Origin of the sequence: Yimella sp. NH-Cas1, assembly GCF_022359705.1 — a bacterium.
In the GTDB taxonomy this organism is placed as follows: domain Bacteria; phylum Actinomycetota; class Actinomycetes; order Actinomycetales; family Dermatophilaceae; genus Yimella; species Yimella lutea.
In genome coordinates, this window is record NZ_JAKSGG010000003.1 from 2,990,073 (window position 1) to 3,004,806 (window position 14,734).

The 14,734-nt window shown below is 67.1% G+C and carries 14 protein-coding genes and 1 tRNA gene; 7 read left to right on the top strand and 8 right to left on the bottom strand.

Annotated elements, in window-relative coordinates; genetic code table 11:
• Positions 1 to 2 precede the first annotated feature (2 nt).
• The 7 genes from MF407_RS14775 to MF407_RS15735 form a co-directional block, all read right to left on the bottom strand.
• Entirely contained in the window at positions 3 to 1,457 is a 1,455-nt protein-coding gene (locus tag MF407_RS14775; RefSeq protein WP_239702761.1) for a serine/threonine-protein kinase, read from the bottom strand.
• Complete coding sequence (locus MF407_RS14780; RefSeq protein ID WP_239702762.1) at positions 1,457 to 2,908, bottom strand: penicillin-binding transpeptidase domain-containing protein; 1,452 nt, start codon at positions 2,906 to 2,908, stop codon at positions 1,457 to 1,459. The genes MF407_RS14775 and MF407_RS14780 overlap by 1 nt, the downstream gene beginning before the upstream one ends.
• Complete coding sequence (locus tag MF407_RS14785; protein WP_239702763.1) at positions 2,905 to 4,272, bottom strand: FtsW/RodA/SpoVE family cell cycle protein; 1,368 nt, start codon at positions 4,270 to 4,272, stop codon at positions 2,905 to 2,907. Before MF407_RS14785 ends, MF407_RS14780 begins: the two co-directional genes overlap by 4 nt.
• The gene (locus tag MF407_RS14790; RefSeq protein WP_239702764.1) at positions 4,269 to 5,588 is read right to left on the bottom strand and encodes a protein phosphatase 2C domain-containing protein; all 1,320 of its coding nucleotides are present in this window, start codon (positions 5,586 to 5,588) and stop codon (positions 4,269 to 4,271) included. The genes MF407_RS14785 and MF407_RS14790 overlap by 4 nt, the downstream gene beginning before the upstream one ends.
• A gap of 3 nt (positions 5,589 to 5,591) precedes the next feature.
• Positions 5,592 to 6,056, bottom strand: a complete 465-nt coding sequence (locus MF407_RS14795; protein WP_129626442.1) for an FHA domain-containing protein — start codon at positions 6,054 to 6,056, stop codon at positions 5,592 to 5,594.
• Positions 6,053 to 7,138, bottom strand: coding sequence for a DUF3662 and FHA domain-containing protein (locus MF407_RS14800; RefSeq protein WP_239702765.1), 1,086 nt, complete (start codon positions 7,136 to 7,138; stop codon positions 6,053 to 6,055). The genes MF407_RS14795 and MF407_RS14800 overlap by 4 nt, the downstream gene beginning before the upstream one ends.
• A 437-nt stretch (positions 7,139 to 7,575) precedes the next feature.
• Positions 7,576 to 8,709 (bottom strand): DUF2207 domain-containing protein, encoded by a 1,134-nt coding sequence (locus MF407_RS15735; RefSeq protein WP_275578277.1) that lies wholly within the window; start codon positions 8,707 to 8,709, stop codon positions 7,576 to 7,578.
• Positions 8,710 to 9,059: 350 nt separating this feature from the next.
• On the opposite strand from MF407_RS15735, the gene MF407_RS14815 reads away from it, so the two are divergent.
• From MF407_RS14815 to MF407_RS14840, 6 genes are all read left to right on the top strand, one after another.
• Positions 9,060 to 9,142, top strand: a tRNA-Leu gene (locus tag MF407_RS14815).
• A 575-nt stretch (positions 9,143 to 9,717) separates the two neighbouring features.
• Positions 9,718 to 10,941 (top strand): acyl-CoA dehydrogenase family protein, encoded by a 1,224-nt coding sequence (locus tag MF407_RS14820; RefSeq protein WP_239702766.1) that lies wholly within the window; start codon positions 9,718 to 9,720, stop codon positions 10,939 to 10,941.
• The gene (locus tag MF407_RS14825; RefSeq protein ID WP_239702767.1) at positions 10,938 to 11,603 is read left to right on the top strand and encodes a TetR/AcrR family transcriptional regulator; all 666 of its coding nucleotides are present in this window, start codon (positions 10,938 to 10,940) and stop codon (positions 11,601 to 11,603) included. Before MF407_RS14820 ends, MF407_RS14825 begins: the two co-directional genes overlap by 4 nt.
• 314 nt (positions 11,604 to 11,917) lie before the next feature.
• Positions 11,918 to 12,868 carry an NADPH:quinone oxidoreductase family protein gene (locus MF407_RS14830; protein ID WP_239702768.1) on the top strand — a complete coding sequence of 317 codons (951 nt, stop codon included), beginning with the start codon at positions 11,918 to 11,920 and terminating at the stop codon, positions 12,866 to 12,868.
• 22 nt (positions 12,869 to 12,890) lie between these two features.
• Complete coding sequence (locus tag MF407_RS14835; protein ID WP_239702769.1) at positions 12,891 to 13,271, top strand: hypothetical protein; 381 nt, start codon at positions 12,891 to 12,893, stop codon at positions 13,269 to 13,271.
• A complete protein-coding gene (locus MF407_RS14840) occupies positions 13,268 to 13,546 on the top strand; it encodes a hypothetical protein (RefSeq protein WP_239702770.1) in 279 nt (92 codons plus the stop codon). Before MF407_RS14835 ends, MF407_RS14840 begins: the two co-directional genes overlap by 4 nt.
• Here the strand turns inward: MF407_RS14840 and MF407_RS14845 are convergent.
• Entirely contained in the window at positions 13,521 to 14,330 is an 810-nt protein-coding gene (locus MF407_RS14845; RefSeq protein ID WP_239702771.1) for a hypothetical protein, read from the bottom strand. The genes MF407_RS14840 and MF407_RS14845 overlap by 26 nt on opposite strands.
• Positions 14,331 to 14,364: 34 nt before the next feature.
• On the opposite strand from MF407_RS14845, the gene MF407_RS14850 reads away from it, so the two are divergent.
• The gene (locus MF407_RS14850) at positions 14,365 to 14,664 is read left to right on the top strand and encodes a hypothetical protein (RefSeq protein WP_129627748.1); all 300 of its coding nucleotides are present in this window, start codon (positions 14,365 to 14,367) and stop codon (positions 14,662 to 14,664) included.
• Positions 14,665 to 14,734 lie beyond the last annotated feature (70 nt).

Below are 14,734 nucleotides of genomic sequence, written 5' to 3' on the forward strand. Positions count from 1 at the left end.
CGCTAGTTGATGTTCCCTTGGTCGCTGGGGGTCTCGCTGTTGCCGTCGTCGTTGTTGTCGTTCTGCTGTTGCTGCTGTGTCTCGGTGGGGTTTCTCGGCGGAGTGACCTTGCCGCCCTGGTTGAGCACCACGACGAGGACGACGATGAGCAGCAGCAGCGCCACCACACCGCCGAGGATCTTCATGAACAGGCTCTTGGAGATGCCGAGCCCGGCGAAGTCGTCGTTGTTGTTGTTCGTGACGGTCGACGACCCCCCGCTGGACGGCTGCAGCCGCTTGTCCTTACGAGTCGCCGGGGACGATGCCGCTAACCTCGAGGTGTTGTTCGGACCCGACGTGCTTGCCTGCGGCCCGGACGTCGGCGCGTTGGGACCGCTCGGGTCGCCCTTGAACCCGGCTGCTGCCGGGTGACCGGACGGCGGAGCCGACGGCCCGGTGGGTGCCGGGTGGTGCGAGACCTCCTGGCGTCCGGGAAGCGGGCCGCCGATGTTGCCGTGCTGTGGTCCGGAGCCGCCCGAGTGCGGACCGGATGCCGGGCCCGGGTGGGGAGAGTTCTGAGGTGAGTGCGGGCCGGACGATCCGGCTGGGCCGCCCGGGGTCTGCTTGGGTGCCCGCTTGTTCGGGTCGAAGCCCATCCGGGTGGAGTCGACCACAGCCTGACGCAGGGCGCGGGAGAACTCCGCGGCCGAGTCCGGGCGCAGCGCCGGGTTCTTCTCCAGCGTCGCGAGGATGATCGCGCGCACCGGCGGCGGCACTTCCTGCGGCATCTGCGGCGGCGTTTGGTTGACGTGTGCGAGCGCCAGGGTGACGGGGCTGTCGGACTCGAACGGACGGCGTCCGGTGACCATCTCGTAGGCGATGATGCCGAGTGCGTACACGTCGACCAGGCCGGTGACCTCGTGGCCGAGCGCGGCCTCGGGGGCGAGGTATTGCGCGGTGCCCATCACCTCACCGGTCTTGGTCATCGCGGCCGACCCGATCGCGCGGGCGATACCGAAGTCGGTGAGCTTCACGATGCCGTCGGCGGTGACCAGCATGTTCGCCGGTTTCACGTCACGGTGAATCAACCCGCTACGGTGCGCGGCCTGCAGCGCGGACGCTGCCTGCGCCAGCAGCCCGGCGGTGTCGGCGGCCGAGATCGGTGCGTTCTCGGCGATGATCTTGGACAGTGGCATGCCCGGGACGTACTCCATCACCAGGTAGGCGGTGCCGTCGTCCTCGCCGTAGTCGTACACCTGCGCCACGTTGCCGTGGGTCAGTGCCGCCGACAGTCGGGCCTCGTTGCGGAACCGCTCGGTGAAGCCGATCTCGTCGGTCAGCCCGTCCTTGAGCAGCTTGAGCGCGACCGTGCGCCCGAGCACCTGGTCGGTGGCTTTCCACACCTCACCCATGCCGCCCGCGGCGATGCGGTCGGTGAGCTCGTACCGTCCCCCCAGTACGTCTCCGGTTCGGTTCATTAATTGACCACCGCTTCCATCACTGCCTTTGCGATCGGTGCTGCGACCGATCCTCCGGATGCTTCCTGTCCTGCTGTTCCGCCGTCTTCGACGACGACCGCCACGACCACCTTCGGGTCGTTCGCCGGGGCGAACCCGGTGAACCACACATCGGCGTTGACGCCCGGAGCGGTCTCGGCCGTTCCGGTTTTTCCTGCAACTTCCACATTCGGGATCTGCGCTCGCCGACCGGTTCCGGTGTCGACGACCTTCTTCATCATGTCCTTCAACTGGGTCGCGACGTCGCTTCCGACCGCGTCGGAGAAGACCGACGGGTCGGTCGACTGCACGACGTCGAGGTTCTTGTCGCGCACGGTCTGCACCAGGTAAGGACGCATGACCTTGCCGCCGTTGGCGATCCCGGCCGAGACCATCGCCATCTGCAGCGGGGTGGCGCGCACGTCGAACTGTCCGATCGAGGACTGCGCCAACTGCGCCTGTTGCAGGTTGCCGGGGAAGGTGGAGGGCGTGACGTTCATCGGGATCGACAGCTGCTGGCCGAACCCGAACTTCGTCGCCTGCTGACGCACCTTGTCCTGCCCGAGGTCCATGCCCAGACCGGCGAACGCGGTGTTGCAGCTGATCTCGATCGCGTGCTCGAGCGTCGTCCTGTCGTTCGGGCCGCACGCGCGTCCGGTGACGTTCGGCAGCGGCCGGACGACGCCGGGCAGCTTGATCGCGGCCGGTGCGTCGAGCTCGGAATCCGGCTTGTACTTGCCCGATTCCAGGGCAGCGGCAGCGGTGACGAGCTTGAACGTGGAGCCGGGCGGGTAGAGGTTGCCGCCGATGACCCGGTTGATCATCGGCTGGTTCTTCGCCGTGGTCAGTTGCTTCCAGTTGTCCTGAACCGCGTTCAGGTCGTGCGTCGACAACAGGTTCGGGTCGTACGTCGGGCTGGTGACCATCGCCAGGATCGCCCCGGTCTTGGGGTCCATCGCGACGACGGCACCGCGCTGGTTGCCCAGTGCATTGCGGGCGGCCTGCTGCACCTTGGCCCGGATCGTCAGGTCGACGCTGGCGCCCTGCGGCTCCTTGCCGGTGAGGATCTCGGGCAACTGCCGGTAGAACAACTTGTCCGAGCTGCCCGACAGCAGGTCGTTGTACCCGCGCTCGACGCCGCTGGTGCCATAGGTGAAGGAGAAATAGCCGGTGGCGGCGGCGTACGTCGACCCCTGCGGGTAACTGCGCTGCCACTTGAAGTCGTTGTCGACCGGCTTGCTGACCGCGACCGCGTTGCCGTCGACCAGGATCGAGCCGCGTTCCTTGGCGTACGACTTCAGCAACGCACGCCGGTTGCCGGGCTTCTCGTTGTAACTCTTCGCCTGGACGAACTGGATCATCGTGCTCGCGACGAGCAGCGCCGCGAACATTGCCATCACCACGAACGACAGCCGCCGGATCGGAGTATTCATCGAATCCTCACCGCCTGCGTCATCTCGTCCGAGACGTCCTTCGATTCGAACATCGGACGTCGTGCCTGGTCACTGATCCGCAGCAACAGTGCCACGAGCATCCAGTTGGCCAGCAACGACGACCCGCCGGCTGCGAGGAACGGTGTGGTCTGTCCGGTGAGCGGAATGACGCGGGTGACCCCGCCGATGACCACGAAGCACTGCAACGCGATCGAGAACGCGAGGCCGGACGCGAGCAGCTTGCCGAAGCCGTCGCGGGCGGCGAGCGCGGTGCGCAGTCCGCGTTCGACGAACAGCCCGTAGAGCATGAGGATCGCCATGACCCCGATGAGGCCGAGTTCCTCGCCGAAGCTGGCGAAGATGAAGTCGGAGTTCGCGAAGTAGGTGATCTCCGGGTGGCCTTTGCCCAGGCCGGTACCGGTGAGACCGCCGCTGGCCATACCCATCAGGCCCTTGGCGTTCTGGTCGGACAGGCCCTCGGTGAACGGGTCGAGCCACAGTTGCACGCGCACCTGGAAGTGGGCGAACAGTTGGTAGGCGACGAAGCAGCCGAGCAGGAACATGCCCAGACCGATGATGATCCAGGAGCGGCGCTCGGTGGCGATGTAGAGCATCGCGACGAAGAGCCCGAAGAACAGCAGCGAGGTACCGAGGTCGGACTCGAACACCAGCACCGCCAGCGAGGCGAGCCAGGCGACGATGATCGGGCCCAGGTCGCGGGCGCGCGGCAGCGGGAAGCCGAGGACGCGCTTGCCGACCAGCGACAACGCGTCCCGGGTCTGCACCAGGTAGGAGGCGAAGAACACGACCGCGCACAGCTTGGCGATCTCACCGGGCTGGAAACTGAACGGTCCCAGCCCGATCCAGATGCGGTTGCCGTTGATGTTGCGTCCGATGACGGGCAGCAGCGGCATCATCAGCAGGACGATGCCGGCCAGGCCGAAGGTGAAGGTGTAGCGCCGCAGCCGGCGGTGGTCGCTGATCACGAACAGCAGCGCGATCGCCGCACCGATGGCGACCGCGCTCCAGACCAGCTGACGAAGCGCCGAACCCTCGAGCAGTCCGTTGGTCTTGGAGGAGTTGAGGTCGAGCCGGTGGATCATCACCAGGCCGAGACCGTTGAGCAGGGTCGCGATCGGCAGCAACGTCGGGTCGGCGTACGCCGCCTTCCACCGCAGCACGAGGTGGAAAACGATTGCGATCACTGCGAATCCGGCACCGATCGGCAGCAGATCGACGGGCAGGCTGCCCTCCATCGCCAGCCCCACATTGGCGTACGCCAACAGCACCACCGCGATCGCAAAGATCAGCAGCACCAGTTCGGTGCCGCGGCGGGTGCGGGGATTCTGGCCGGTGACGGTCACGACGCGCAGTTGCTCCCGGACGTGTCGGCCTTGCAGCGCTCGAGCTGCTTCTGCAGGTCGGCGACGACGCGCTGGGCGTCGGCCTTGTCCTTGGCGGTCATCGTGTTGTTGACCTTGTCGCGGTAGAAGCTCGGCAGGTCCTTGACCTGGAGGTTCGTCGTCGACTCGATGCTCGACAGGCGCACCGGACCGAGGTCCTGCGGCACGCCCTTGAAGATCGCGACCTTCCCGCTGTTTGCTCCCACGTAGTACTGACTCTGCGTCCAGTTGTAACCGAGCAGCGCGCCGGCGACGGCCATCGCGATCAGCACCGCGCCGAGACCGAACCAGCGCAGCTTGCCGCCCTTGTTCGGCTTCTCCTCGGCCAACTGCGGCAGGCCGTGGGTTTCACCACCGTCGTCGTAGTCGTCGCCCGGGTGGACCGGCTGCGGGGGCGCGGGCTCCCGCGCGGTCTCCCGCTGCAGCGCTGCCGCCTTCTCGGCCGGAGTGCGGGGTTCCTGCGGTTGTTCCTGTGTCTCGTCGTCCTCGTGACCGATCGCCAGGTCGGCGGCTGCGCCGACGATCTGCGGGGTGCTGGAGATCGGCTCCTTGCCGTCGACGACCTCGGCCACGACGACCGTCACGTTGTCGCGGGTGGACGCCTTCAGCGCGATCTCGATCAGCCGGTCGGCGATGTCGCCGGGCGAACCCGGCGAGGTCATGATGCCCTCGATCGTCGAACGCGCCACGTAGTCCGACAACCCGTCGGAGCAGATCAGCAACCGGTCGCCACGCTGCGCCTCGCGCATGGAGATGTCCGGGTCGTCGTCCTCGCGTCCGGTCAGCACCCGGGTGACCATCGAGCGCTGCGGGTGGTGCTCGGCCTCTTCGGGGGTGATACGGCCCTCGTCCAGCAACGCCTGCACGAACGAGTGGTCCTTGGTCAGCTGGGTGAACACGCCGTCGCGGACGAGGTAGGCGCGGCTGTCGCCGATGTTGGCCATGGCCAGCTTCGTCCCGGAGCGGATGAACGCGATGAGCGTGGTGCCCATGCCCTCGGTGTCGAGGTCGGTGTCCATCATCTGCCGCAACCGGTCGTTGGCCCGGCGCACGGCCTGGCGCAACTGGTGGGCGGCCTCGTCCGCGCCCCACGACTCGCCGTCGAGAGTCATCAGTTCGGCGACGACGGTCGCGCTCGCGGTGTCGCCGGCGGCGTGTCCGCCCATGCCGTCGGCGAGGACGAGCAGGTCGGGGGAGGCGAACGCGGAGTCCTCGTTGCGGGTCTTGGACCCCAGGCCCAGATTCGACCGGGCAGCGAAGCGCAAGGCGATGGGCATGTCTTACTTCCTGACTTCGAGCACCGTGGTGCCGATCCGGATGTGGGATCCCTCATGCAACGGCACGTGTTCGCCGATGCGCTGCGGGCCGACGAAAGTACCGTTGGTGGAGCCGAGGTCGTCGACGAACCACTGGTCGCCTTCGGGGTATACGCGCGCGTGCCGGCCGCTGGCGAACTCGTCCGACAGCACCAGGCTGCACTCGGGGTTGCGACCGATGAGCACGCCGTTCTCGGTCAGCGGCACGGTGATGCCGCGCATGTGCCCGTCGACCACGGCCAGGTGGGTGGGGCCGCGCCGCTTGGGGGCGCGTCCGGCCGCCGGTGCGGCGACGGGACGCGAGGCGCCGCGGGTGACCGTGCGGGCGCCGTACAGGTCACCGCGCAGGACGCCGACGATGCTGAACACGAAGGCCCACAACAACGCCAGCAGTCCCAATCGGATTGCGGTGATGGTCAATTCGCTCATCGACGTTTGCCCTGCCGGAAGATGATCGACGTGCGGCCGACCGTGATGCGGTCGCCCTCGTCGAGGTGGACGCTGGTGACCCGTTCGCCGTTGAGGAACGTGCCGTTCGTGGAGCCCAGGTCGGACAAGCTCGCGACCAGGTGCGGACCGTCGTTCGTGACCCGAACTTCGCTGTGCCGCCGCGATACTCCGCTGTCGTCGAGCACGATGTCGACGTCGTCGTCGCGGCCGATGATGGTGATCGCGCCCATCAGCGGGTAGCGGTCGCCGTCGATGTCGAGGTAGGGACGCTGCCGGTAGCTGCGCGGCGCGGCCGGACTGGGGGTCCACGGCGCCGGACGCTCGGGCTGCTCCTCGTAGTACTCCGCGGGCTGTTCGTACTGGTCCTGGTGATCCGACTGGTTGCGTCGGACGAAGGCGTGGCCGAACTCGTCCTCTTCTTCTTCCCAGCCGTGGGCGTCCTGGGCCCTGTCGTTGGAGTCCACGTCCCGGTCGTCGGCGTCCTCGTCCGACCGGCCGGTGTAGGTGTCGTGCGCCCCACCCGCGTGGTGGGTGACGGCTTCGCTGCGATCGTCGAACTCGGGATCGTGCTTGCGGCGCCGCATACCCGGAAGGGCGAACCCGCCGGCCGGCTTACGACTCGGCTCCGGCTCGGGAGCGTCGGTCGGCGCCTCGTGCAGGGGCTCCGGATCGGGTTGCTGCACCGCCTGGCGAGCGATCGAGGGACGCACCTTGAACACGCCCGTCTCGAGCGCGTCGTTCTCGGTGAAGTTGACCGTGAGCGGCCCGCCCGGGGTGTACCGCTGCGTCTCGGCGTGCTCGGCGGCGCTCGCCTTCAACTCATCGACCAGCGCGGCCTGGTAGGCGGTGAGGTGTTCGTGGTCGGTGCTGCTGAGCTCGATGTCGAACATGTTCGGCACGATCGGACGCTTGTTCTTGCCGGCGCTGGTGGCGCGGTCGTCCATGGCCCGGCGCATCGCGCTCGCGAGCTCGACCGGCTGGACCTCGGCGCGGAACGCCTTGGCGAACGCACTGTTCACCCCGGACTCGAGGCGCTTTTCGAGCTTGTCGAACAAGCCCATGTGGTCGCCCTCCTTGTCGCGTCGGTCCCGGACTGTGATGCGTGTGACTGCTGTGATCCACGAGTCGAGCCCGCGCGGCAGTCACGTCATCGTAACGAGGGCACCAACGGTTGGCGGGTTCCCATCAGTTTCCGTGTTGCCCCGCGGCTTCGACACTGCCCCCAGGCGCCGACACCAGTGCGAGGACGAACGACCAGCCACCACACGAGCGTCGTGTCGAAAAGATCGAGACCATTCGGACGGTGGTCGAGTAGGTGCGGAGCGTTGGCGGAGTGCCACATGCGCTTGTCCTGAGCCGACGCGAGGTACGAGTGTCGTGTCGAAGGGATCGAGACCGTTCGGACGGTGGTCGAGTAGGTGCGGAGCGTTAGTGGAGTGCCGCGATCGAGACCATGGTGACGGGCGAACGAACACCCAGCCACTCGACCCGGACGACCTCAGCTCCCGCCGCCGCAGCCCCCGCCGCCACCGCAGCTCGACCCGCCGCACGAGCTCGAACTCCCACAACTGGCTCCACTCGAACAGCTGCTCCAACCCCCACCGGACGAACCACCGTCCGACCCGCCCGAGCCGCCACCGATGTCTCCACCGAACGAGTCCATCGACGAACCGAAGTCGCCGATGCCGTCGGTCAGTCCACCGATCGAGTCGCCGAACCCGTCGAACCCGCCATCGAAGAACCCGCCGTCGAACCCACCGTCCCCGAAGCCACCGAAGTCCACGCCGCCGAACCACGCGAGGTCCGTCCCCCAGGTGCTTAGGATGACGGCGTCCGTCGCCCCGACGCTGCCGTCACCGATCCCGGCGTTGCGGGCGACGTCCTTGAAGACGTTCGCCCAGTGCTCGGCCTCACCGAGCGCGATGGCCCACGGCAGATAGCGGCTGAAGATCGAAGCGGCCTGCTCTACACGGATCTGGTCGGCCTCGGCGGTCTTGAGGTACTGGTGGAACTGGTCGGTCTGCGCCTGCAGCGCCGTCCGGATCGGGTGACGCTCGAACCGGTTCCCGGCGCCGATGGCCACGTCGGCGTCCCTGTTCATGTAGTCGCGGACGATCTGACCGACGCCTGCACGGGCACGCCGGCTGAGGGCGTCCATCGCGGTGGCGTCGCCCGGGTTGCCCTGCGGAAACGCCATCAGCATGAGTTCGTGCGGGGCGCCGACCAGCTGGCTCGCGTCCTTGTTCGTACGGGTCAGATTCCAGTCGGTGTTCGAACGCCGGCGCGACTGGTCTGCATTCGGGTCCTTGTCGATGCGGATGTACCCGGCCACGGCCAGGTCGACGACGAGGGCGCCGAAGTCACGTCCGCCGACTCCCTTCGGCCCGAGCGCGCCGGTCATCCACGACAGGATTCGCTCCGGCGGCTCGAACCTGGGCGGCGGCGGGTTGGGCAAAAGGTTCTTGGACGACACGAATTGCGTCGGGTGCGCGTCCGGGTTGGCCGGAATCACTCCCGGAGCCACCCCGTCGAAGACCGGAACCTTCGAGTTCTTGGCGTTCAGAGCCTTCAGCCCGAACACGACAGCGACGACGATGAGGATGCACAGCACTACCCCGATGACCGGATCCATGCGCCCGATCCTGACACGTCGCCCGGAATCCACGCACGAAAGCGCGCCGATCGCGCGTTACGACGGAGTACAGACGCCTACCTCGGCGTAACGCGCGTCTGTAGCTCCTTCGTCCGTGCCCGCCGCGAACTCATCCGACCGATCTCCACAGGTACCTCCCACCCATCCGCCCGCCAGCCCGCGCCGGACGCCGGTTGAACGGGCGACCGTTACACATGTCTCAACATGTTCTCCCCACTTATCCACACTGTTCTCCACAGTTGTGAGTAGCCAGTGTGAGAGTGCTCACCCGGACGGGAAACAACTCGATTTGTGTCAGGGACCTCGACAAGGCAAACTTGGGTGGTCTCGCGCGAGTGGCGGAATAGGCAGACGCGCACGGTTCAGGTCCGTGTGCCCGAAAGGGCGTGGGGGTTCAACTCCCCCTCGCGCACGCGAAGACCGAAGGGCGGATCCTCTTGAGGATCCGCCCTTCGTCGTTCAATCACCCTGTGCTGCGGCCGCATAATGCAGTACGACTCGTTGCGAACAAGGGTTCCATGACGGACGAGGCAGTGTACCTGCCGACGCCGGACGACTTGGCCGATGCGGAAGTCATCCGGAAGGTGGCGTTGGCGTGCGAAGGCACGGCGCCAGGACGACGCACCGCGAACCATCCGCAGGCGAGTCGACTAGGAGGTGAGGAAGACCTCCGGGTGAGGTGTGGAGCTACCACGCACCCACATCCACCACGGAGGTCTTCATGTCCCACGCTAACGCGACGCTCACACCGAGGGCTGCTTCGCCAACTTCGGCCTAGTCGCGCGGGACGTCGCACCGATCACGCCGGCCGAGTAGGTGCGGAGTGTTGGCGGAGTGCCGCGATCGAGACCAGGTGAGGTCCGATGAAACGCCGCCACAACGGGATCGAGAATCCCGAAAGAACATCGTCCCGGTTTCTGCGGCACCCCTTGAACCTGAATCCGGATTCAGGTAAGACTGGAGCAAACCACCGACGAGAGGCGAACCATGTTCGAACCCAGTGAGCGCGGCCAGGAGTACCGGGAGAAGTTGCTGTCCTTCATGGACGAGTACGTCTACCCGGCCGAGAGCGTGTACCACGAGCAGATGGTGACGTCCGGCGACGTCAACCACCACCCGCAGGTGCTGGAGGACCTCAAGGCCGAGGCACGCGACCGCGGTCTGTGGAACCTGTTCCACCCGCACAAGGAGTGGGGCCCCGGCCTGTCGAACCTCGACTACGCGCACCTCGCCGAGGTCATGGGACGCAGCATCGAGCTCGCCCCTGAGGCGACGAACTGCAACGCACCCGACACCGGCAACATGGAGGTGCTGACTCTCTTCGGCACCGACGAGCACAAGGAGAAGTGGCTCAAGCCGCTCCTCGACGGCAAGATCGCCTCGGCCTTCGCGATGACCGAGCCGGCCGTCGCCAGCTCGGACGCCACCAACATCGAGACGCAGATGGTTGCCGACGGTGACGAGTACGTCATCAACGGCCGCAAGTGGTGGACCTCGAACGCCCTGCACAAGAACTGCAAGGTCCTCATCGTGATGGGCAAGACCGATCCGTCGGCCGAGAAGCACCGCCAGCAGTCGATGATGGTCGTCCCGCTCGACACCCCAGGTGTGAAGGTCGTCCGCGGCCTGCCGGTCTTCGGCTACCAGGACCGCGAGGGTCACGCCGAGGTCATCTTCGAGGACGTCCGCGTCCCGAAGTCGGCGCTGCTGGCCGGTGAGGGCGACGGCTTCATGATCAGTCAGGCACGTCTCGGTCCGGGCCGAATTCACCACTGCATGAGGGCAATCGGTGTCGCCGAGCGCGCCCTGGACCTGATGATCGACCGCGCCCAGTCGCGCGTCACCTTCGGTCAGCCGATCGCCAACCGCTCCAACATCCAGGACTGGATCGCCGAGTCGCGCATGGAGATCGAGATGGCCCGCCTGCTCACCCTGAAGGCGGCGTACCTGATGGACACCGTCGGCAACAAGGGCGCCCGCACCGAGATCTCCGCGATCAAGGTCGTCGCACCGAACGTCGCGCTCAAGGTCATCGACCGCGCGATCCAGGTGCACGGCGGCGGCGGCGTGAGCGACGACTTCCCGTTGGCGAAGATGTACGCCCACATGCGCACCCTGCGTCTGGCCGACGGCCCGGACGAGGTGCACAAGATGACGATCGCCCGCCAGGAACTGCGTCGCCGCGACCCGGGCTGGGGCAAGAAGTCGTGACCGCGGCGCGCTCGGCCTCGTTGCCGGCGCTGGTCGACCCGTCGATGGTCGGGGTCCAACCGCAGACACCGCGCGGCCGCCGGACGCGGGACAACCTCGTCCGTGCGGCCCGCACCGTCTTCGAACGCGACGGGTACGTCGACTCGCGCCTGGTCGACATCGTGGCCGAGGCGCAGTGTTCGATCGGCACGTTCTACACCTGGTTCGACGGCAAGGACGAAGTATTCGCGGCGGTGCTGCACGAGGCTCAGGCCGACATGCTGCACCCCGGCACCGGACGCATCGCCCCGGCCGACGACCCCGTCGCGATCATCGCCGAGAGCAATCGGGCCTATTTCGAAGCTTTTTCACGTAACGCGCGGCTGAACCAGTTGCTCGGGCAGGTGGCCTCGGTCGACCCGCGTTTCCGCGATCTGCGTAAAGCGAGGGCGGACGCGTTCATCGACCGCAACACCCGCGCGATCCGTGACCTGCAGAAACGCGGCCTCGCGGACGCCGAGCTGGACGCCCGGATCGCGGCCACCGCGCTCTCGGGCATGGTTTCCCGCCTGGCGAACGACTCCTACCTGTTCGACGACAACACCCCGGTCGACGCGCTGGTCACCACCGCCACGAGACTCTGGACCAACGCCCTCGGCCTCACCATGCCCACGTACAGGTGACCGTGTTCCGCACCAGGTCTCGATCGCGCTCGGTCGGTAGCCCTCCTCACTACTCGACCGGCGTGGTGACCCACGCCGGTCGAGCCGCCCAGTGCCGACAATCGCGCTGGTTGAGCCCGACCGACGCCGACAATCCCGCTGGTTGAGCCAGGCTGATACCGACAATCGCGCTGGTTGAGCCAGGCTGATACCGACGATCCCGCTGGTTGAGCCAGGCTGATGACGAAGGAATCAGCCTGCGCCGAAACCTCGTGCGCGAACGAAGCGACTTCAGCAGCAATCAGGTCCCACAACGACATTCACGAAGGAAGACCATGAAGGCCATTCAGATCACCACCCTCGACGGACCCGACGCCCTCGAATTCAACGAGCTGCCCGACCCGTCCGGCGACGACAAGGTCGTCATCGACGTGAAGGCGGCCGGCGTCGCCTTCCCCGAACTCCTGCAGACCCGTGGCCTCTACCAGATGAAGCCCGAAACGCCCTTCGTCCCGGGCGCCGAGGTCGCCGGCATCGTCGAGTCCGCCCCCGATGGGAGCGGCTTGTCCCAGGGCGACCGCGTGGCAGCGCTCCCGCTGCTCGGCGGGTTCGCGCAGAAGGTCGCCGCCGACCCGTCGATGACCTTCAAGCTGCCCGACTCGGTCGGTTTCGAGGAAGGCGCGTCCTTCCTGTTCAACTACTGCACCGCCTACTTCGGACTCGTCGAACGCGGGCAGCTCGCCGAAGGCGAGACCGTCCTGGTGCACGGCGCCGCCGGCGGCATCGGCACCGCGTCCATCCAGGTCGCCAAGGCCTTCGGCGCCGGACGAGTGATCGCGGTCGTCTCGACCGAGGCCAAGGGTGAGGTCGCCAAGCAGGCCGGCGCGGACGAGTTCGTGCTGGCCGAGGGATTCAAGGACGCGGTCGGCAAGTCGGTCGACATCGTCGTCGACCCGGTGGGCGGTGACCGCTTCACCGACTCGCTGCGTTGCCTGAAGGACGACGGACGCATCCTGGTCATCGGATTCACCGCCGGTTCGATTCCCGAGGTGAAGGTGAATCGCCTTCTGCTGAACAACATTTCGGTCGTGGGAGTCGGCTGGGGCGCGTATGCGTTGACGCGTCCGGGGCACATCGGCAAGGAGTGGGAGGCGCTGCGTCCGCACCTGGAGAGCGGCGTCCTGAAGCCCATCGTGGGCGACACCTACCCGCTCGAGCAGGCCGCCGAGGCGCTGCAGTCGCTGGAGACCCGCGCGGTCACCGGCAAAGTCGTGTTGCTGCCCTGAGTTAGGTGAACAGAGTCGGACAATGCCGGACGACATCGACCTCGACGACGCGATGGACGCGGTCCGCCAGGGACGCGTCCGCGTCACCGGACGCACCCAGGCCATCGCACTCCTGCTCCACGGCGGGCGCGCAACGGAGTTGCAGCCCAAGCGTTTTCGCGACATCTCCTACCTACGGATGCTCCCCTTCGCGTCGGCCGTCCGGCGGGTGTCGAGGGGCCGGGTCGCCCCGGTCCTGGTGCACAACACGCACGGTGGCTGGGTGGCGCAGTCCGGGAGCGGAGTCGTCCAGGCCCGTGAACTCGTCCGCCGGTTGCACGCCGAGTACGACCTGCCGATCGTGCTGCTGGGTCACTCCAGCGGGGGTGGGCGGCGATCCGCGCCGGACGCGAGAAGTCGGTGATCGGCAGCGTCGCCCTTGCGCCCTGGGTGGCCGACGACGAACACGCAGAACCGTTGCGCGAGAAGATCGTTCGAGTCATCCACGGTGAGAACGACACCGTTTGCTCGCCCGCGAAAGCGCGCCGGTTCGTCGAACGGCTCCAGGCACTAGGGGCAGACGCGACCTACACCGAGGTGCCCGGCGGCGGTCATGCGTTGATCGACAAACCGTGGCGCTGGCACAACCTCGCCGCGACCGCTGTCACCGAGATCAGCTCGGAACGCAGCTCTCGATAGGCGTGGTCTCGCAGGTGTCCCACGGCCGGTAGCCGGTGACCATCCACCGACCGCTCTGCTTGGTGACGGTCAAGGTCGCGTACCAGACGTTGTCGGTGTGGTTCTCGCCCACTTCGGCCACGCACGTCCACGGGGTGCCGCCCTTCGGCGTGCACGTGTTGTAGACGACGTTCTCGATCCCGCCGCTGTCGGTGCCACGAATCGCTGCGGGCGTTCCGTACTGAGCGGCCTTGGTCTCGTTCTTCGCTCCGATCGCACGCAGGAACGCGTTCGCAGTGCCGACCTGGTCGAGGCCAGAGGCGGCCGGGGACGAGGCGGCGGACACCTTCGTCGCGGTGGCAAACCACGCCTTGCGGATCGAGACCTTCTTCATCGCGCCGTTGCCGGTTGCTGCATCGGCAGTCCACGCCGCTGCGCTTCGGTCGAAGCTGCTCGGGAGCGGGTCTGCGCTGGAACGCGCGAACAAGCCGCGGCCGTCGGCGCAGGAGTACCAGGACAACCGCTGGTCCGGGCGCGGCGGGTGGTGCGCATGGCTGACCACCTCACAGCGCACGCCGTTACTCAACTGGACGGCGAACGGAGAGGCCGATGCCGGTGCTTTCACCGCACTGCCGTCCGGAGTGTCGATCAGCGCCAGCTCACGGTTGAACGCGGAGTGCAGACATGCGGACGTTCCATCGCTCAGTGGCCAGCAGGCGTTCAGGCCCTGTGCGTTCGAGCCGCAGTGGAAGATGCCGTCGGCGATCGCGAAACCTGACGGGTCTGTGTAGCCGCCGCAGCCCATCGAGTCGCGGCGCGTCGTCCATCCGGGTGCGAGGGTGCCCGAGGTCGTACGTGGGTTGATGCCGACGATCTCGGTACGCCCACCGGATGTGCTGCTCGGCGTCGACGATGCGGACGAGCTCGGCGAGGCCAAGGAAGTCAAGGCGGAGGATGACGTAGGCCTCGGCGACCCGGTCGTCGTCGAGGCGCTCGAGGTGCTCGACCCGGTCGCGCTCGCCGAACTTGCCGGCGATGACTTCGTCGCGGCGTCGTTCGAACCACCGTTGCAACCACTCAGCACCAGCACCGCCGCGGCCGTTGCTCCCAGCATGCGTCGCTTCACGTGTCCCCCTTGATCGTGGCCCCCCCTTGAAGGGCTCTGCATCTGGATCGTATTGCTCGGCACTGACACCCTCCGGGCAACGG

What these genes read in the sequence shown, in the direction of transcription:
- MF407_RS14775 (WP_239702761.1), bottom strand. Translation starts at nt 1,457, where the DNA reads ATGAACCGAACCGGAGACGTACTGGGGGGACGGTACGAGCTCACCGAC.
- MF407_RS14780 (WP_239702762.1), bottom strand. Translation starts at nt 2,908, where the DNA reads ATGAATACTCCGATCCGGCGGCTGTCGTTCGTGGTGATGGCAATGTTC.
- MF407_RS14790 (WP_239702764.1), bottom strand. Translation starts at nt 5,588, where the DNA reads ATGCCCATCGCCTTGCGCTTCGCTGCCCGGTCGAATCTGGGCCTGGGG.
- MF407_RS14795 (WP_129626442.1), bottom strand. Translation starts at nt 6,056, where the DNA reads ATGAGCGAATTGACCATCACCGCAATCCGATTGGGACTGCTGGCGTTG.
- MF407_RS14800 (WP_239702765.1), bottom strand. Translation starts at nt 7,138, where the DNA reads ATGGGCTTGTTCGACAAGCTCGAAAAGCGCCTCGAGTCCGGGGTGAAC.
- MF407_RS15735 (WP_275578277.1), bottom strand. Translation starts at nt 8,709, where the DNA reads ATGGATCCGGTCATCGGGGTAGTGCTGTGCATCCTCATCGTCGTCGCT.
- MF407_RS14820 (WP_239702766.1), top strand. Translation starts at nt 9,718, where the DNA reads ATGTTCGAACCCAGTGAGCGCGGCCAGGAGTACCGGGAGAAGTTGCTG.
- MF407_RS14830 (WP_239702768.1), top strand. Translation starts at nt 11,918, where the DNA reads ATGAAGGCCATTCAGATCACCACCCTCGACGGACCCGACGCCCTCGAA.
- MF407_RS14835 (WP_239702769.1), top strand. Translation starts at nt 12,891, where the DNA reads ATGCCGGACGACATCGACCTCGACGACGCGATGGACGCGGTCCGCCAG.
- MF407_RS14845 (WP_239702771.1), bottom strand. Translation starts at nt 14,330, where the DNA reads ATGGGCTGCGGCGGCTACACAGACCCGTCAGGTTTCGCGATCGCCGAC.